This is a genomic window from Gallibacter sp. Marseille-QA0791, assembly GCF_965119705.1.
GTDB lineage: Bacteria > Bacillota > Clostridia > Peptostreptococcales > Anaerovoracaceae > Lentihominibacter > Lentihominibacter excrementipullorum.
This window is the reverse complement of sequence record NZ_CBCPMH010000001.1, coordinates 2,429,147-2,448,136: the sequence shown is the minus strand read 5'-3', so window position 1 is coordinate 2,448,136 and position 18,990 is coordinate 2,429,147. Positions and strand designations below refer to the sequence as shown.

Here is an 18,990-nt window from a genome sequence, read left to right as displayed (position 1 = left end):
CTGTACGCGTTTCCAACTAAACGGAAATGTATTTTTCTATCTGATCGTAATCGATCTTAGTGAACAGATTTTTTCTGAACTCTCCCGACGAACACCTGATCAGCTTCTTATATGTCCTATTCATATGGGCGTGGTCGAAGAATCCGCAATCCACCGCGATATCCACCAAAAGCCTCTCCTTATCCTCCATTATCCTGTTCATGGAAGCCTGAAGCCTTATTATCTGCGAATAGAGCTTGGGTGATATCCCTACGCAGCGTTCAAACATCTTATCTATATGTCTGGCAGTGAACCCTGTCTCATCAGCCAGTGTTTCCACCTTGATATTGCCCTGACTCTGGAATATGCGCTCCGTGCAGTACTTTATCAGGTACTTGTTGGGCTCCTCCTGCATACGCGTCCTTATCACTTTGGAAATGAGCCTTATTCGCTCTGCCAGGCCGTTTTCCCGTTCCAGTATGGAAAGGAGCTGTCTGCCGTCTATCCCGCCGGCTTCCACAGGCACCGCTTTGTTGGTCAACTTACAGGCATCGCCGTCTATCAGCGAAGATCCTACTCCCGGCAGGAAGCGTATGAATATGTACCCTTCACCCGGACAAACCTCAAGTTTTTTTATCTCATCAGTGACCCCGCATATATATCCGGATATGCCCTCCCCGTCGCTTACGAAAGCCATGGTCATGCAGCCATCGGGTATCATGGGAAGTATCTTCATCTCCTCCGCTATGGATTTGATATAAAAGATATCGGCCACCGTCGTATACAACGGATGGCCAAAACTTACGTCGATCTTGTTTACCCTGAACCCTTCATCCTCGAATATCAACGGTTCATACTGAACTCTGGCTTCCGTAGGAGCCAGATATTGTTTTCTGCTTATTACAAATGACATTTTATTCTATCACATCCGCATATATCACTGGTCTTCTGCGTCAATGGTAAAAATCAGAAGTGTTCCTTTCTTCTTTTTTATGATATCACTTGATATTATTTCGGTCAACTTCTGTTTTTTCCTAGTATCGTCAAATGCGCAGGTGTAAAATATAGAAGTTGAGTGAAGGGAGCGTTATCATGGAAATACTGCAGGGTATGGATCCCGACAGAATGATAATAATAGTGCCGTCAGCGCTGGTCGTGATGTACCTGGTCATAAGTCTGCAGAATTCCCTCTGCAGTCGCACTAATCCATATACAGGGCTCATCATCCCGGCCATCTGCTTTGTCGCGGCTACGTTGCTGGCAGTAAGGCCGTTACTGGTGGTAGAGTCCGGACAGGCAGGTGAATTGGTTCCGCTTTGTCTCAGGATGTGGCTGACGTTCAACATAGCGACACTGGTATTCCTGTTCCCTTATTACAAACACCGTAAGATGAAGGCCGCTGCCGAAAAAGCCCGGCCGACACCTCTGCCTGACAGCGAGGATGCTGCCGACACCGATGCTGACAATCGGTGAATACATATCGGATATATACTTGAACATCGAATGAAATATAAAAAATTTATTTATATATTCATTACTTTTTACTATTTATATTAAGGAGGTATTCTTATGGAAGGTAATTCCAAACCCCAAACGTTAAACAGAACGTTGGGTCTTGCGGAATGCGTCACCATTACGGCCGGTGCTGTAATCGGTGTAGGACTGTTCACCGTCGGTTCCAACATCGTCGGGATCATGGGCGGTACGGTAATCATCGCATCCCTTATTTCATTTGTACTTATTCTGTTCCCGTGCGCTATGTACGGTGAAATGAGCGCCGCGCTGCCGTTGGCAGGCGGTACCTATTCCTTCGCCAAGAGAGCCATCAACTATCCTGTGGCTATCTTCGAAAGCTGGAACTATACGCTGGCTCAGATAGGTATCGGCGCGTCGGAATCGATGGCGTTTTCCAACTACTTCTGCCGACTGCTGAACGCTCTCGGACTGAACGTTCCGGTCAGCAACGACAACTATTCGCTGATAGATTTCTTCCAGGGAGAAGTTGATCCTGCTGTGTTCTGGTGGAGGGCTATCCCGGCCATCTGTCTGTTCATCCTCTTTACATACATTTCTTACAGAGGAATCGAGATGAACGGTAAGACACAGAACTTCTTCATGTTCTTCTTCTGGGCATGCTCTCTGGTATGGTTCGCTACGGTGATCGCCAAGGCGGATTTCTCCAGCGTTACCGAAATGGTAGCCGGAGTCGGAATACCTCCGGAAATAAACGCATTTGCTCAGGCTGTACTTCTGGTACTCTGGTGCTTCTTCGGATATGAAACTATCGTAGGTATGGGATCCGAAGTAAAATTCCCACAGCTGACGCTGCCTAGAGCTCTGTTGATCTCGCCGTTCTGCGTACTGGCTGTAAACCTGTTGTTCCAGTGGTTCCTGTGCGCACTGACTCCTGCGGAGGATCTTCCTGCGCTGGCTGAATCGGCCGCTCCTTACGCCGATGCCATGCAGTATGCCGGCATCGTAGGACTGCCGCTGGTAATCCTTTGTCTGGGTATTACCCTGGGAGGCGACTTCTCGACCATGAATCCATGTATCGCCGGCCCTGCCAGATATATATACATCATGGCCGAAGACGGGAACTTCCCTAAATATTTCGGCAAAGTACATCCTAAGTACAACAGCCCTCACAGAGCTGTCGTACTCTGCGGAGTCCTCGGCATATTCTTCATCCTGTCAGGATCCATCAAGATCGTAGCGCTGATGTGTTCATACAACCAGATCCAGAGCTACATCATCGGTTTCTGGTCCTTCCTGGCTTTGCGTAAGAAGGAACCGGATCTCAAGAGACCATGGAGATGCCCTGCGGGAACATTCGGAGCCTGGTTCAGTATCGTATGCTTCGCACTGCTGCTGATACTGGCCTACGACCCTGTTGCCATCTGGTACAACATCATATGGGACGTTATAGCCATCCTTTACTACATCATATTCGTCCGCAAGAGACCTATTCCTCAGGAAGCTATCGATGCGGAGGCTCTCGCCCTCGCCACAGCAGATCCTACTCCGGAAGAAAAGGCCAAGCTGGACAGACAGTACAAGAGATGGAGAATCGGCTCCTACTGCTTCGCTGCTGCCGCAGTACTGCTGTTCGTAATCACATGGGTAGTTAACTAGGTCAAATACTTCAAAGAAGCCGTCGTCGCGACGGCTTCTTCACCAATGAGGATCATCAAATGAGAAAGATTATAGGAACCATATTATTCATATTTCTGATCATCCTGTCGACCGCAGGCGTCGCCGCTTACGTGATGCAGGAAGCGTTTCAAGAACCGATAACGTTCAAGGAATTCTTTGAGATGGTTTTTTAAGCTGGATTATAAAAAGGAGGCTGTCGCACCGTATTTATATACGATGCGACAGCCTCCTTTTTATAACAAGAATTTAATCGTATGCCATCTGATCAAAACAATCTCTTTAGATATATCCTCACTTATCCCCACAGCTCCTCGTCAGAAGGTACGTGATTATCCGGCATGTAGCGGGCTATTCTGGAAATGTTCATCAGATGGGTATACGTCAGGTTCTCGGAAATGCTGTTGTGTCCCCATGAACCGCAGCCCAGTGTATTGGTCGGTGCCAGTCCATTGTAGAAGCTTCCTCCCGCGCTGTTGGCTGACGTCTGGTTTATCACGAACCGGGACACACATAACTCTTTCGCCACGTATTCTATATGCTCCTCCGAATCGGAATGGAACGCTACGCTATGTCCCTTGCCATCCTTTTCAAGGTTCTCCCTCGCTATATCGACGCCTTCCGCCAATGTCGAATACTTGTATGCGGCCAGTACCGGAGCCATCTTCTCTCCTCCCAGAGGATCAGTGAGTCCTGTACCTTCAGCTTCTACTACGATGATCTTCGTATCGTCCGGGATTTTCAGCCCCGCCAGTTTCGCCACATTTTCACATGACTGTCCCACCGAATGACGATTAGGCTTCCCATCCTGGAACAAGGCATTCCTCACAGCTTCCAGCTGTCTCCTGTCCTTTATGATATATGCTCCGCCTGCCTCGAAGGCCGCCATGACGTCGTCGTAATCCTTCTCATGGAATATCACCGACTGTTCTCCCGAGCATATGATGCCGTTATCGAAGGTCCTCCCCGCTATTATCTTAGGCACCGCCACCTTAGCGTCATAGCCTTCATCGATGATACACTGGACGTTTCCGGCACCCACGCCTAAAGCCGGTCTTCCTGAACTGTAAGCAGCCCCTACGATCCCTGCGCCACCTGTTGCCACTACCACATCGGCCATCGCCATCAGGTTCTTCGTGTGCTCCCGTGAGTGTTCGTCAAGTATCTGTATCAGATACTTCGGATATCCCAGCTTATCCAACTCCCTGTTTACCATCTCTACCGTTTCCGTACTGCACTTCACAGAGCTGTGATGTGGCGTGATGATTATGGCATTGCCGCACTTGAGAGCAAACATGGCGTTGCTCATAGGTGTCACTATCGGATTGGTACATGGAGTCACAGCCGCCACCACACCCACAGGCTTCGCTACTCTGGTTATCCCTGTCTCCTCATCGGTGTCCAGGATACCTCTGGATCTCTTCCCCTTCAGAGAATGCCAGACTATCTTTGCCTTCTGCCTGTTCTTTGCGATCTTATCAGGGACATTACCCATATTGGTCTCGGCGACAGCTATCTCCGCCAGATACTCAGCGTTATCGCATACCACCTTTCCTATAGTCTTCACCGCCAGATCCACCTGTTCCTGGCTCATCTTTTCGAACTCCGCCTGAGCCTCCCTTGCTCTCCTTATATAATCTGCTATATAAGCCTTGCTCATTTCATTCTCGTTCATCTCTTCACCACCTCCACGTATCCGCTCCTGCATTTGTAATCAAAACTATCACAGCCATCTGAACATGTCAATACGCCAGTGCAAGCTGTCAAGCTGTCTGTCATCACCGTTTTTTTCCGGGCTGCTCTCCCGTTAACGGCTTTTTCAAAGGCTTTGAGCGGTGTCATCTTTTTGTCATTTTCCTCAGTTTTTGTCAAGTCAGAACAAACGCTGTATTTCCGCGATATTCTTTATCCCTATCAACTGTATCGCCGCTGTCCCATCCGCCTGTCTTCTGGCGTTTATCTCCGCCGCGGCCTTTTTCAGTCTCTCGGCATTTTTCACAGGGAGCACCACTCTGTCGAAACCAAGCCTGGATGCTTCCTTCAATATTTTCTCTCCGTTCTGCACGGCTCTCAGATCTCCCGTCAGACCTATCTCACCAACAGCAACAGTCCTGCTGCCAAGGACTTTTCCTTTGTACGATGAATAAACAGCCAATGCCACCGCCAAGTCAGTATAGGTCCCCTCCGGTCTTATCCCTCCAACGATGTTTACATACACATCCTGGTTGATGAGAGCCAGCCCCATCTTCTTCTCCAGTACTGCCAGTATCATATTGAGGCGTGAGTTTTCCACACCAATAGTCGTACGCCTGGCGAATCCGATGTTTGTAGGAGACACCAGGGCCTGTACTTCCAGGATGAGCGGTCTTGTCCCCTCATAGACGGCTGTTACTACCGAACCTTCGCTTTCCTTTTCCATTTCTTCCAATAACACTCCCGAAAGATTCTCTATCTCGATGAGACCTTCCTCTGCCATCTCGAAAGCGCCTATCTCGCTGGTGGTTCCGAACCTGTTCTTCTGGGCTCTTAATATCCTCATCTCGTGACTCCTGTCACCTGTAAAGCTGAGGACGCAGTCTACCATGTGCTCCACTATCCTCGGCCCTGCCAGCTCACCACTTTTAGTGACATGGGCAACGATGAAAACAGGGATATTATAGACTTTGCCTATCCTCATCAGCTCATTCCCGCAAGCCCGGACCTGAGACACGCTTCCCGGCGCCGATTCCAGCTCCACACTGAACATGGTCTGGATAGAATCTATGATAAGGAACTCAGGCTCCAGCTTCACGCATACTTCGCTGACGCTCTCTATATTGGTCTCCGCCAGGATGAACAGATCATCGGGCAGTTGGCCACACACACGATCAGCCCGCATCTTTATCTGCTCCTCCGACTCCTCGCCCGAAACATACAGGACAGTTCCTTTTTTTGCAGCTATATGAGCGGCCGCCTGTATTATTATGGTTGATTTGCCTATTCCCGGTTCCCCCGATATCAACGTCAGAGAGCCCGGCACAAGTCCTCCACCCAATACCCTGTTGAGCTCACCTATCCCCGTGTCTATCCTTCCCTTTTCACCGGATGATACCTGATTCAGCTTCACTGGCTTCCCGACACTCAAACCCGCAGCTCCCGTGCCAAAATCGCCGTCCGTTTTTCTTCCCGGCCTCTCAGCTCCCGCCGCACCTGATGTCCCGCTCCCACGTCTGCCGGATGTCCTTCGCCGTTTATCTTCCACGTCCAGGTCTATCACTTTTTCTTCAACCATGGTGTTCCACGCGCCGCATATACACTGTCCCATCCACTTAGGACTTTCATAACCGCACTCCTGACACACGAACACCGTCTTGCTTTTCTTAGCCATATATCCTTCCCCTTTGTATATTTATTTCTATCTTATATTCAAATCCACCTCTTTTCAAGAGACTTTCGGCGAATATCACAGGCTTTCTCCCACCTTCCCCTGCGATCCGGATCCTGTGCATCATCGGATACGCAAAATAAAAGAGGCTGCCTCCTTGAGACAGCCCCGTGATCTCTGCGTTTAATCCGGCTTTCGATTTTCACTTTGAGCTTTCACTCACCACGCCTTTATTTTTCCTGCTCCGCCTGATGCTCAGCGATGATCTTCTGCGCTATCTGAGCTGGAACTTCCTCATATCTCTCAAATTCCATCGTGAAGCTTCCTCTTGCCTGCGTCATGGACCTGAGGACGATAGCGTAGTCGAACAGCTCTGCCTGCGGCGCTTCCGCCATCAGCTTCTGTCCGCCTCCGGCCACAGGCTCCATTCCGAGTATCTTGCCTCTCCTCTTGTTCATGTCGCCCATAACGTCGCCCATGTACTCGTCAGGAACGGTGATCTCCAGTTTCATCACAGGTTCGAGCAAGCATGGATTGGCTTCCGATATACCCTTCTTGAAGGCCAGCGACGCCGCGATCTTGAAGGCCATTTCGTTGGAATCCACGTCGTGGTAGGAGCCGTCGTAGAGAACGGCCTTTATATTCACTACCTTGCATCCGGCAAGCGGCCCCTTTTCCATAGACTCTCTCAGTCCCTTCTCGACTGCCGGAACGTAGTTCTTAGGTATGGATCCGCCAAACAGCTCTTCGGAGAATTCAAACTCCTCCTGAGCCGGCGAGAACCTGATGTGAACATCTCCGTACTGTCCTGCGCCTCCCGACTGTTTCTTGTGTTTGCCCTGAACATCGGAATTACCTTTGATGGTCTCTCTGTATGCTATCTTCTGAGGGACAGTCACCACATCCACGCCGAACTTATCCTTAAGCTTGGCCGTTATGATATTGAGCTGCATCTCTCCTTGTCCACCCAGAAGCGACTGATGTGTCTCCACATTTCTCTCCAGAACGAAAGACGGATCTTCCTCCATCAGCTTATGGAGTCCTGTTCCCATCTTCTCATCATCGCCTTTATCGGCCGGCTCGATGGCTATATAAAGTGCGGGAGCCGGGAACTTGACCGGAGGGAATTTGATGATATTCGCCTTCTCACAGAGTGTATCTCCTGTCTTCGTGAACTGCAGCTTGGCGATAGCGACGATATCACCGGCCTCAACTACAGGAGCGTCTTCCTGGTTCTTTCCTCTCATGAAGAACATAGCTCCCAGCTTTTCAGCCTTCTCAGCCCTTGAATTGTATATTTCCTGCCCGGCTTTCAACGTTCCCGATATCACTTTTGCCAATGATATCTTTCCAAGGAACGGGTCGGCGATAGTTTTGAACACGAAAGCCGCAGGCTTTCCGGCAGGATCTACCTTTACCTTTATATCCTCATCGGCATCATTCTTGGCATCGTAATCCTCATGATCTTTAGCTTTAGGTACCAGATCGATGAACTTGCCAAGTACATCTTCCACTCCATCTCCTGTTATTGAAGAACAATTCAGCACAGGTACGATATCTCCGGCTCCGATACCCTTCGAAAGGCCGCCGTTGAATTCCTCATCGGTGAATTCCTCACCGGAGAAGAATTTTTCCATCAGCTCCTCGTCTGTCTCAGCGATAGCCTCCGTCAACGCGTCCTTGTCATCGAGAGTGACTACCGACGTACCGAATTTGCTCTTGAGCTCATCTATCGTCTTATCTACATCGACATTTTCCTTATCCGTCTTATTTATCAGAAAGAACTTAGGAACACCAAACTCCTTGCATGAATTCCAGGCCTTCTCCGTACCTACCTGTATCCCTGCCGAAGCATCCACGACGATAGCTGCCGCTTCAACAGCTCTCAGCGCTGAATTCACTTCACCGACAAAATCGAAAAATCCCGGTGTATCGATAAAGTTTATCTTAACATTCTTATACTCCACCGGTACTATGGAAGTGCTGATGGAATATCCCTTTTCGATCTCCATCTTATCGTGATCGGAAACGGTATTTCCGTCCTCGACCTTGCCGAGTCTGCTTATAACGCCTGTTGCCAGCAACGCAGCTTCAAGGAACGTGGTCTTTCCACATCCGCCGTGTCCTACAAGTGCAATGTTTCTTATGTTTTCGCTCTTATAGCCCTTCATCAAATAAGACCTCCCTAATTATTTTGTAAAGATGGCTTTATTATAACATTGTAAAGAAGCCATTACAACAAGATTAAATTCCAATTTTCTGAATTTTAAAATCCGGCGCGAGCCAGATGCCAGACTGAGCTGGCGCCCCATATAGAGCCAGCTCCCCACATCCTCTTTTTCCCGGCAAATTTTCCCGTTTGGTTGACCATCGGATATTATTATGATATCTTTCGAATGTATAAATGATGAAAGGCAGCTATCAAAACCATGCAATACACAGAACAGATCGGTTATAAATCAGAAGCCCGGATAAAGGCTCGCCTGGAAAGCATAGAATACTATCCTTTCCACATCCATGAAAACTCGCTGGAAATCATCTGCGTCCTCAATGGCACTGTGGAAATATGTGATTCGGCGGCCACTTACACCTTATCCTACGGCGACGTCCACATGTTTAATTCCGGCATCCCTCACAGGATAACGTCTTCTGACCCTGAAAGCATAATATTGACGGTCCAGATAGATCTGAACCACTACAAATATCACTTCAAAGGTCTGGAAGATATCAGCTTTATATGCGATACATATTCGGACAGAGACTTATACAGCATGGACATCAAATACTTGCGCTTCATGCTTGCCAGGACATATCAGCTCTATACAGAAAACGGCTCTGCAATAAGGCTTGAACAGCACGCCAGGGAACTGCTGGAGCTCCTGCTTTCCCAGTTTGTCCAGTATGTATACCGAGAAGATGAGAAGAAAAAAGTCCATATCGTAAGGCTCCAGAATACCGGCCACATATATAAAAACTATGATCGCATGTACAGAGTAGTCGACTACGTCCGCCGCCACTACAGCGAAAAACTGTCCCTGACAGGGCTGGCGGAGATGGAATTCCTCAGCCCGGCTCACCTTTCAAGATACATAAAGGATACTTTGGGTCTGTCCTTCTCCCAACTGATATCCCTCACCCGCTGCGAAAACGCGGCTCACCTCCTCTCCGCCGCCAACAAGACCGTGGATCAGATCGCTGCCGAGACGGGCTTTGCCAACAGGAACCACATGGCCGTTCAATTCAAAAAATGGTACGATAAAACGCCTTCCGGCTACCGCGATGCGATACGTGAAGATCTGAAACCGACAGCCACTATAAAGCACAGGACCTTCGACTACGACTTCGCCAAAGTGCTGTTGGACATGCATTTGGATGAGTATTGAGGCAAAGGCTCGCCGGAGCGGAAACTCACCTGAGCGGAAGCTTGCCGGAACAGAAGCTCACCGGAGCGGAAGCTTGCCAAAGCAGAGGTTCTTGCCGGGTTTTCATAAATCGTCGCAAATTCGGCACGCCCAACACGACTCTGTGCCGGATTCTTTTCTCAACATGAAAATCCGGCATGCCTAACACAAGTTATTGCCGTCTTTTGCACTATTACTCATAATTCGGCAACGAGCTTGCCGGATTATTATAATACAACAATGATCCGGCAAGTAATCGAAAGTATTTCCCTTCCGTCTGGCTGAAGCTCTCGTAAAAACAGTTTTCTCCCTGTTCCATGTGCCAAATTTCTTTTCCATATCAAAAATCCGGCACACAGTCATGTCCCAGCTGCCGGATCTCAGCCCAAAGCAAAAAATCCGGCACCTTTCCTCAAAAAAGGTGCTAACCTTTTACAACGCATATCTTTTAATGATGTTATCGATACATTCCAAAGACATGATGTCGTCTTCATCGGTACATATCAGGTTTGTATGCTGCTTGAATCCAGCTTTCCTGTACATTTCAAGTTTTGTCAACGAATCCTGTCTGTACTCTGCGTCATCCATAAGGCCAAAATGCTCCCATATGACTGTTTCCCCTGATTTCACCCTTATCGTAAAATCAGGATAAAAGACCCGGCCATCGATGAGTATCTGCGCCTCGTACCTGAAATTCACCTGCCTCTCCCACAGCTTGTCCGCAATGATTTTTTCGGATTTCGACCTTACCATGGTACCGCAGTTGGTCATATAGATACGATTTTCCGGCTTATATGGATTCACCGCGTAATTTTCGTTCCTCCATTCCGCAGCAGCTCTGTCCAAATCCGGCATCGATACTTTTCCGGAGGAATATATCCGCTTCATCGTCAGAGCATTATTTGTCCTTTCTTCCCGCACCATGGCGATCCTGATGCTCCTGATCGCCGTTTCCAGATTTTCGGCGACGATCTCCCTGCAACGGATCTCGTGCTCCAACACTCTTTTCCGTACCAGCTTCGATACCTTTTCCCTGTTGCCGCTTACGGATCTCTCTCCCTCTCTGCATTTTTCATAGAAATACTCGCGGCCTCTTTTTTTCCTGATATAAAGTTCGCCTCTCGGACACATTCTGTATTCGTCCCGCAGCGTTTTCAGCTCTGCCTCCACGCGACCATTGAACCCTTGCAACTGCTCCATCAGCTCTTTCCCTGTCTGTTGAAACTCCATCGTTTAGCGCCCCCCCTTTTTTACATATTTTACCATATTGGAAATCATATATCAATGCACTTTGAGCATTTTCCCTAATAAAATAGAGCGGCCATCCCGACCGCTCCGTTTCTCTGCTCCTGTTTCTATGTCATCTCACAGACTTCTTTTTCACTATGATCAATGTACCTGCCGCCAAGGCCGCAAGGACCAGAACAGCGGCCAGTAATTCCACCGGGAATGTGTCTCCCGTCTGAGTGCCGACAGCATTGACAGTACCATTTTCCTGCTGTTCCGTTTTATCGTTCTGTACGGAACTGTCTCCCTGGCTTCCCGCACCTGTATCCACATACTGTATCTCCACATCGCTCATGTCGTAGAAGGCCGTATCGCCGTCCAGATATCTCTGATATGCCACCAGAGCGCAGGTCCCTTGTTCCGTGGAAATATCATTGGCACCTTCGACAGACCCGTATTGGAACGTCCCGTCTCCAAGGTACAGAGTCATCATACTGTCGAGAATGCTGTCACTCTTATCTTCAGTCGCTGTTGCCGGGTCCATATCGAGGGCAGTCAGCGCGATAATGGATTGGGCAGCGCTCTCTACCAGCGGATAACCTCCGTCTTCTTTCTGGGCTCCTGTAAGAAATGTCACTGCGTTATCTACCGCTGTCTTGACTTTTTCCGTTTCACGATACGGTGTCAACGCCTGTACCGCCATGGCCGTCACGTCCACGTCTGAACCGATAGACACGTCTCTCTCACTGCTGCCTGCCACACTAAAGCCGCCGTCTTCATTCTGCATCGAAAGAAGTTTATCGATGAGCGTCTCCTCGAACGCTTCCATCCTTACGTTTTTATTTCCACTGGCTGCATTGAGAGCTATCAAGGCAAAGGATACCTGATTTGCCGTTCCGCCTTTCTTTTCGTAAGTTTCTTTCATTATTTCCGTCAAGTCGTATCCGCCCACATCGGTCACATCCCTGCCTGTTGCAGTCAGAGCCAAAATGACCTTCGCGTAATCTGTCGGCAAATCACCGCCTTCCCTCAGCTTTCCGTCGTATTTTTCCAGCGTTTTCGCTATATCATCGTAATACTGCCGGTAATATCCCTCAGGTACCTCTGCTCCTGCTCTAGCCAGCGCCAACACCTGCCACTCGTCTTCAAATGCCGGTTCCTGAGCTTCCTTCAGCGCATTGTCCAAAACTGCGGCCGTCGCTTCCTCTATCTTTTCCTTATTAATAATTGGAGTCTCTGGAATTTCGATTTCATCTTTATCAGGATTTTCTGGTGGTATTACTATATCTCCATCTCCATTTTCTCCAATATCAATCGTTAGAATCGGCATGAATATCGGAAAAGTGACATCTATACCCAAAATTTCTTCCGGGATATACGCGGTCAACAATAAGCGTTCTCCTTTTTCTACATCTGATGGAATCCTAATAGCTACATTACCTGTCTCATCAGTTATTGCGCTCTCTATATCAGTCAACTCACCATCTGGCTCAATCCACGCAAGCTGCGCTTCGCTTATATCCTCTATCCTCGGTGATTCAACTGCCATGTACATATACATACATCCTTCAATACCGAAAGTTACTGTTTCCCCCGCCGAGACTGTAATACTATTCACCTTTTGGCCATCGCTTTTAAACCAGGCATAATAATCTCCGTAAAAATACTCCTCTGCATATTTAAAAAACTCTATTTTTTGACCATCAATTACTTTCGCCTGACTCACGTTATAGCCGGTATACCATCCATCATTTAATATGCCGTCATTCGGATATTCTCCATCCACTGCAAATCCAAAATCAGAAGTCCCTCCTGTAAAAAACTTGCTCACAGAGCCACCTTTTACCATCAAATGATCCTTCACATTTTCCCCACCGAATATCAGCTCGTGAGCTCTTACCAGCACATCCAGTGCGGAAACTCCATCTGTCACATCATCTTCATAGCCATAGCTCTCCGCCAGATCCGCTTTCACCTCATAAGCCCCATAAGGGTGCAGGAATGCCCCATCCTCCTGGGACGATATGTAAACCGTCACGCTGTCTTCTGCCGCACTCACCTGCTCTGCTCCGGCAAGACCTGAAAATCCCATGGCTCCTGCCGTCATCACCAGCGCTGTCACTACCGCGGCACAACGCTTCCACAACTTCTTCATTCTCTCCTCCTTATTTTCTGATCATTCTGATAATATTTGCGTTTATACAGACCCGGGAGGAATCATTCGCGACTGCTTCCCCACTGCTCCTGTCTGCTTCTCCTTCTGCCGGCGACAGTCGGCCAAACTGCCAGGCAGCAGATATACAACAAAATACGCCGTCATCCGATATCGGATCTATCGACGGATATCATCCGCCCGCCCCATTCCGTATTTCACCTTGACCCTGTTTAGCTTTTCCACCATAGGCTTTGCCAGCAGCAGAAGGAAAATCACCGTAGCTGCTGCATGGACCGCGTTGAATGGAACGGCAGCCCCATATACCACCATCGCCGTCGCCAATGAAGGCTGGGATGTCATCATCAGTATAGTCCACATGTCCGTTATGGCCCCATATATGAAAAACGTCGCTGCTCCTCCGAATACAGCCAGCACTACCACCTTCATCCTGTCTCCATATCTGTAAAATACAGCTCCGGCCAGATAACCTATCACAGCCATGGCCAGCATCTGCCAGGTGGTCCACGGACCCTGGCCAAACAGGAAATTGGATACAAATGCTGACATCGCTCCTGTCAGGAATCCGGCCTGCCTTCCCAGCGCCACACCTGCTATTATGATAATGGCTACGGTCGGCTTAAAATTCGGTACCATGAAAAAGGCTGCCCGTCCGGCCACCGCCACTGATATCATCACCGCCAGGATGACGATTTCTCTCGCCTTTGGTGAGCTGCGCTCGAATCTGGCAAAGAACGGCACCATCGCATATATCACCAGCAACATGGAGACGATGAAATATCTTTGATTATCGAATATATATATACCTGCAAACACTGTTCCCAGTGCCAATGCCATCATCACCACATCTATCGTCAATAGGCTTATGGTCCGTCGCTCATCCGCCTTGCTCTCCCTTTTTTCATTGGAGGATCGCCTGCTGTCAGAAATCTTTCCACCAGGCAGATCCCCTTGCATATACTTTGCCTTGGGATCCTTCATCACAATGCCAGAGCCACCGTTGCTCGACATATTCTCAACTTTTTCTCCGAAGTTGCCATTCTCTTTCAAGGTCACTTTCGGACCTTCTCCCAGATTGTTTTTCACCAGCCGGATCAGATCCTCTACATTCACTGCGTTTTCAAATATATGGCGCGACATCCTGTTGGCTGCCGTTGTATAAAAGCTGTTTCCTGAAAAAAATCTCCTCGGCGCGCCGCACGATATCACTTTTCCATCGAATACCATGGCGCATCTGTCAGCGTGACGGCAGCAAAATTCGATGTCGTGAGATGCCATCACTATCGTCATCCCACCTTCGATAAGTCTTGTCAATATACCCGCCAGTTTTTCCTTAAAGTCCGGATCCAATCCCTTGGTCGGTTCATCAAGAAGCAAAATATCCGGTTCAAGCAGCAGGACCTTCGCCAGAGCCGCTCTCTGTTGCTCACCGCCCGAAAGATCATATGGATGCATATCCAACAGCCCATCTATTTCCAACAGCTCAGTCATTTCCCTGACCTTCTTTTCCCTTTCACTGCCGGAAAGCGGATGGTCTTCAAGCACTTCCATCAGATCGCGTGACAAAGTCTTTTCCACAAACACAGTCTGAGGATTCTGCGGAAGTATACCTGTTTTCCCGGAGATTTTCACCGCTCCTCTATAATGCTTTCTTATCCCGCCCATGATATTGAGCGCCGTAGTCTTGCCTGCTCCGTTCCCTCCTACCATACACAGCAGTTCGCCTCTGTTTATCGAAAGAGAAAAATCTCTTAACACATCATTTTCATCCCGGCTATAACGGAACCAGATATCTTTCATCTCGATGACAGGCGACCCATTCTCCTGTGGTTCCACATCCGGCAAAGATACTTCCGTGATTCTTTTTCCTTTCATCAAAGCTGTCAGCCAATTCCGCCCCTCCCTCACATCGGTCGGACACGCCTGTTCTCTTCCGATACCACATTGGTACAAATGCCCATATGCCTGCATCGGTGTCGGCATCGCCATAAACATCGGATGGCCTTTTACCGCCAGGATAGCCCCTACATTGGCGGGAGCATCATCCGCGATTATTCTCCCATCGTCCAGCACCACGACCCTGTCGGACATAGTGACCACTTGTTCCAGCCTGTGCTCCGCAAGAAGAACTGTTGTCCCCAATTCTCTGTTTATCTTTCTCACAGTATCGAGAAATTCTTCCGCAGCTATCGGATCCAGCTGTGATGTAGGTTCATCCAATATCAACACATCAGGTTGCATCACCATCACCGAAGCCAGATTCAGAAGCTGTTTCTGGCCCCCCGAAAGCTCCGCCACATCCTTATGGAACCATGCCTGGATCCCGAAATAGCTGGCCATTTCCGCCACCCTCAGCCTGATGGTGGCAGTATCCTCCCCTAAACTCTCCAGTCCAAAAGCCAGCTCATGCCATACCTTGTCCGTTACTATCTGATTATCCGGATTTTGCAGCACATAGCCGATACGCGATGCCTGTTCTTCATGGGACAATTCTCTTATATTCCTTCCGCAAAAGGTCAGAGATCCGCTGATTTCTCCAACAGGTGCCAGCGCAGGTTTCATATGCCTCAAAAGTGTGCTCTTTCCCGATCCGCTCTTACCACAGACAGTCATCATCTCACCGGGCTCTATTCTGAGGCTGATATCCTTGATGGCAGGCCGCGATGCTCCCGCATATGTAAATGTCATATTTTTGATTTCAAATACTTCCACAGGATCACCTCCTTCGCCTGCATCATCACAGGCATGAAACACAACAGCGCATATACCACGCCAGCGGCGATACCCAAAATATCAGGTTCCGCCATCACCACATCAGGATAGAATTCCATCCTGCACTTTCCGGATGCCAGGGCCGCCGCTATCACCCCCGCTGATATGAGGATGTATACCGTTGTCGCCGCGTCTCTCCTGTCAAACCTATATATCGAAAAAGAAGACCTCCCCTTGAGCCCATATCCTCTGGCCCGCATGGAATCCGCTGTTTCTATGGAATTTTCCAGAGCCCACGTGAACATTATCGATACTATTTTCGCCCCGTGACGTATCCTGCTTTTCAGAGAGCCGTCAGAGACCGATACTCCCATTCCCTTCTGTGCTCCTGAGATCCGCCCTATCTGTCGTCTGTAATTTGGCAGGAATCTCATGACCATGGAAAATATCAGAGACGCAGCCGGCAAGACCCTTCCGAAGAGGAACATCAGCTTATCTCCGGTCATCACTTTGCTGAAGCATGCGAACCACATCATCACCGCTGCCAACAACACGCCTGTAAGGGTACCGAACACCATTGCTTCCATCGTTATCTGACTGTACTCCATATGATATATGACCGTATTTCCCCGTGGGTTGGTCAGCATATTGACCACCGTTACCACCAGTATGACCGGGATCATCCCTAAAACGAAAAGTTTCACCATGCTTTTTCCCATGAGGCTCACCCCGTAGGCCAACGCTGCCGCCAGAGCCACACACAAATACACGGGGTGGATGATGAATATCCCGAACCCTATGACCATGCAAAAGAAGAGCAGATTCACCACAGGATGATATGAAGAAAACACATTTTTCATGATCTCACCTCTGTCAGTAACTGGTCACATAATACCAGCTGATGCTGTCTCCCGCTTTGACACTGTAACTTCCGGCCCCCACATTAGGAGTGTATCCATTTACCGAATATTTCCATCCGCTCTGAGGACCCTCGTCAAACTCGAATCTCCCGTTGATCCCCCGAACGTATGACCCTGATCCCGATACACTGGCCCCTGACCTTGTTAGGATGCTGTAAGCCGTATCCCCGCCTTGTATACTGATAGCTTTTCCGCTGCAATATCCGTCGATGCTTATATAGCATACCTGAGACTGAGTGGTCGCCGCGGTGGTTGCGGCAGTCGTCGCTTTCGACGTATTCGCCGCTGTCTTTGTCGTCTGCTTCGTCTTTTCCGAATCTGCGGACTTTTTCGTCTCTCCGGCAGCTTTGGCCGAAGTCTTCCCCTTCTGGCTCTCCTTTATCTTCCCGCTTTTATCGGTCTCATAGATCACAGTCTCCCCGTCTTCATCTGTAGCAACGATCACTGTTTCCCCGTTTTCGTTGGTCTCCAGCACCGTTTCACCCTTTATGCTGCCTGCGGTCCTCTCTCCTCCATCTCCACCGCACGATATGAGCGCAAAGGTGAGGGCCATCGTCATCACGACGATGGTCACTACCGTTACTAAATCTCTCCTGCCTTTTTTCTCCATTTTCCGTTCCTCTTTTCTCTGGATGCTGCTCCATGAGACTTCCCGCCATCCGTCATCTCCACTAATTATATCCTTTGATATTGCACTGTCAGGATGCTATTTTGAGTATATAAGGATATTATTATATCTTAATTAGGATATATTTTTGATATAATCTATACGCAGAGCCTGCTCCGATATTCACACCTCATCAAACTATGGCAACACACCGCTCACTTTCCGACATTATCATCCATATCAAAAAGCGCCTGTTTCCAAGCGCTTTTCCGTAACTAAAATATACCGCCGTTCCCGGCTCCCACACATCAGTCCCAGTCCCGCCTCAGAAGACTCGTCAATGGAAGAGAACAGGTCTACCGACTTGACCCTTGCAGCGCATGTGTGCGCTTCCTACCGGGACGCCTTCCCAAAAGTCGCCTTCGACCCTCAGTGGCTGCGGATCCCGTATCGGTCTTTACCGACTCTCCGCTGTCCTTTCGCAGGTATCACGGTTGCTGAGACACAGTGCCGGATTTTCACCGGCTTCCGATATGTCCTCTCCCTGTCTATTCTGTTTTTCCTGTCCACATTATATCCGCTGCTGTCGGGTTTTACAATGGAAGCGATGATTTTTGCCTCATTCGGTTTTGCTATGACAGGTATTCATGATTTTACCTATACCTCAAAAAGAACGATCACGTACACAGCCTCAGCCCTATGACGCCAGCCACTACCAGACACATGAAAAATATCTTTTTTCTGTCACGGCTTTCCTTGAATACGAATATCCCGAACAATACGGTGAATACCGTGCCCAGACCTGTCCATACGGCATAGGCTATCCCCAATGGAAGAGTCTTTGTCGCTGTAGACAACAGGAATATACCCAGAGCCGTTATCAGCACCGTCAATACTGTAAATTTCTTATTCTTGAAGCCATCTGACAGCTTCATACACACGGTGAATCCCAGTTCGCAGAAAGACGCGCACACCAGTACTATCCACATCATCGGGCATCACACTCCTTTCCGTCGAGCACATCCGTCTCTGCCCCTTTGCCTCCATCGGCCGCGGCATCGCCTGATTTCCCGTCATTCCCTTCTTCACTTTCCCCTTCGCAGAACTTCAGCCCGATGATACCTGTTATCAGAACCAGCAGTGAAATTATCTTGGCGACGCTGACACTCTCGCCCAGCAACGCTATCCCCAGCACGGTAGTCCCCGCTATCCCTATCCCGGTGAAGACCGCATAGGACATACCTATCCCGAAGGCCCTTATTCCTCTCTCCAGCAGGAAAAAGCTCAGCAGCAGGAATACAGCCGTTATAAGCGTCGGTAACAGCCTGGTGAATCCATGGGACTGCTTCATGAAATACGCCCAGACTATCTCTATCAATCCGGCGATGATCAGACATATCCAGGCTATCCTTCTTTCTCTCTTCATCTTATCTCCTCCTCTTCGTTTCCTCCCGAAC

At 48.9% G+C, this 18,990-nt stretch carries 16 protein-coding genes and 1 riboswitch; of the genes, 4 read left to right on the top strand and 12 right to left on the bottom strand.

Annotated features, from left to right (window positions below; genetic code table 11):
• Nucleotides 1-16 precede the first annotated feature (16 nt).
• Complete coding sequence (locus ACQY69_RS11245) at nucleotides 17-892, bottom strand: helix-turn-helix domain-containing protein (protein WP_428260610.1); 876 nt, start codon at nucleotides 890-892, stop codon at nucleotides 17-19.
• 179 nt (nucleotides 893-1,071) lie between these two features.
• Between ACQY69_RS11245 and ACQY69_RS11240 the strand changes: the two genes are divergently transcribed.
• The 3 genes from ACQY69_RS11240 (at nucleotide 1,072) to ACQY69_RS11230 (ending at nucleotide 3,305) form a co-directional block, all read left to right on the top strand.
• Nucleotides 1,072-1,452: a hypothetical protein gene (locus tag ACQY69_RS11240; protein ID WP_428260609.1), complete on the top strand. Its 381-nt coding sequence runs from the start codon at nucleotides 1,072-1,074 to the stop codon at nucleotides 1,450-1,452.
• Between the two features lie 96 nt (nucleotides 1,453-1,548).
• Nucleotides 1,549-3,111, top strand: a complete 1,563-nt coding sequence (locus tag ACQY69_RS11235; protein WP_428260608.1) for an APC family permease — start codon at nucleotides 1,549-1,551, stop codon at nucleotides 3,109-3,111.
• A gap of 59 nt (nucleotides 3,112-3,170) precedes the next feature.
• Nucleotides 3,171-3,305 carry a hypothetical protein gene (locus ACQY69_RS11230; protein ID WP_428260607.1) on the top strand — a complete coding sequence of 45 codons (135 nt, stop codon included), beginning with the start codon at nucleotides 3,171-3,173 and terminating at the stop codon, nucleotides 3,303-3,305.
• A gap of 122 nt (nucleotides 3,306-3,427) precedes the next feature.
• On the opposite strand, the gene ACQY69_RS11225 is transcribed toward ACQY69_RS11230, so the two are convergent.
• The 4 genes from ACQY69_RS11225 to ACQY69_RS11210 form a co-directional block, all read right to left on the bottom strand.
• Nucleotides 3,428-4,804, bottom strand: a complete 1,377-nt coding sequence (locus ACQY69_RS11225; protein ID WP_428260606.1) for an aldehyde dehydrogenase family protein — start codon at nucleotides 4,802-4,804, stop codon at nucleotides 3,428-3,430.
• A complete protein-coding gene (locus tag ACQY69_RS11220) occupies nucleotides 4,801-4,971 on the bottom strand; it encodes a hypothetical protein (RefSeq protein WP_428260605.1) in 171 nt (56 codons plus the stop codon). Before ACQY69_RS11220 ends, ACQY69_RS11225 begins: the two co-directional genes overlap by 4 nt.
• Before the next feature lie 31 nt (nucleotides 4,972-5,002).
• On the bottom strand, nucleotides 5,003-6,496 hold the full coding sequence (gene radA, locus ACQY69_RS11215) for a DNA repair protein RadA (RefSeq protein ID WP_428260604.1): 1,494 nt from the start codon (nucleotides 6,494-6,496) through the stop codon (nucleotides 5,003-5,005).
• A 227-nt stretch (nucleotides 6,497-6,723) separates the two neighbouring features.
• Entirely contained in the window at nucleotides 6,724-8,664 is a 1,941-nt protein-coding gene (locus tag ACQY69_RS11210; RefSeq protein WP_428260603.1) for an elongation factor G, read from the bottom strand.
• Nucleotides 8,665-8,922: 258 nt separating this feature from the next.
• On the opposite strand from ACQY69_RS11210, the gene ACQY69_RS11205 reads away from it, so the two are divergent.
• Entirely contained in the window at nucleotides 8,923-9,876 is a 954-nt protein-coding gene (locus ACQY69_RS11205) for a helix-turn-helix domain-containing protein (RefSeq protein ID WP_428260602.1), read from the top strand.
• A gap of 450 nt (nucleotides 9,877-10,326) precedes the next feature.
• On the opposite strand, the gene ACQY69_RS11200 is transcribed toward ACQY69_RS11205, so the two are convergent.
• From ACQY69_RS11200 to ACQY69_RS11170, 7 genes are all read right to left on the bottom strand, one after another.
• Nucleotides 10,327-11,124: a hypothetical protein gene (locus ACQY69_RS11200; RefSeq protein WP_428260601.1), complete on the bottom strand. Its 798-nt coding sequence runs from the start codon at nucleotides 11,122-11,124 to the stop codon at nucleotides 10,327-10,329.
• Nucleotides 11,125-11,254: 130 nt separating this feature from the next.
• Nucleotides 11,255-13,276, bottom strand: coding sequence for a prenyltransferase/squalene oxidase repeat-containing protein (locus ACQY69_RS11195; RefSeq protein ID WP_428260600.1), 2,022 nt, complete (start codon nucleotides 13,274-13,276; stop codon nucleotides 11,255-11,257).
• A 177-nt stretch (nucleotides 13,277-13,453) separates the two neighbouring features.
• Nucleotides 13,454-16,006 carry an ATP-binding cassette domain-containing protein gene (locus tag ACQY69_RS11190; RefSeq protein WP_428260599.1) on the bottom strand — a complete coding sequence of 851 codons (2,553 nt, stop codon included), beginning with the start codon at nucleotides 16,004-16,006 and terminating at the stop codon, nucleotides 13,454-13,456.
• Nucleotides 15,979-16,866: an energy-coupling factor transporter transmembrane component T gene (locus ACQY69_RS11185; protein WP_428260598.1), complete on the bottom strand. Its 888-nt coding sequence runs from the start codon at nucleotides 16,864-16,866 to the stop codon at nucleotides 15,979-15,981. The genes ACQY69_RS11190 and ACQY69_RS11185 overlap by 28 nt, the downstream gene beginning before the upstream one ends.
• A 13-nt stretch (nucleotides 16,867-16,879) precedes the next feature.
• A complete protein-coding gene (locus ACQY69_RS11180; RefSeq protein ID WP_428260597.1) occupies nucleotides 16,880-17,536 on the bottom strand; it encodes a DUF4430 domain-containing protein in 657 nt (218 codons plus the stop codon).
• Between the two features lie 351 nt (nucleotides 17,537-17,887).
• A riboswitch (cobalamin riboswitch) is annotated at nucleotides 17,888-18,063 on the bottom strand.
• 147 nt (nucleotides 18,064-18,210) lie between these two features.
• A complete protein-coding gene (locus ACQY69_RS11175; RefSeq protein WP_428260596.1) occupies nucleotides 18,211-18,525 on the bottom strand; it encodes a DMT family transporter in 315 nt (104 codons plus the stop codon).
• Complete coding sequence (locus ACQY69_RS11170; protein ID WP_428260595.1) at nucleotides 18,522-18,959, bottom strand: DMT family transporter; 438 nt, start codon at nucleotides 18,957-18,959, stop codon at nucleotides 18,522-18,524. Before ACQY69_RS11170 ends, ACQY69_RS11175 begins: the two co-directional genes overlap by 4 nt.
• Nucleotides 18,960-18,990: the final 31 nt, after the last annotated feature.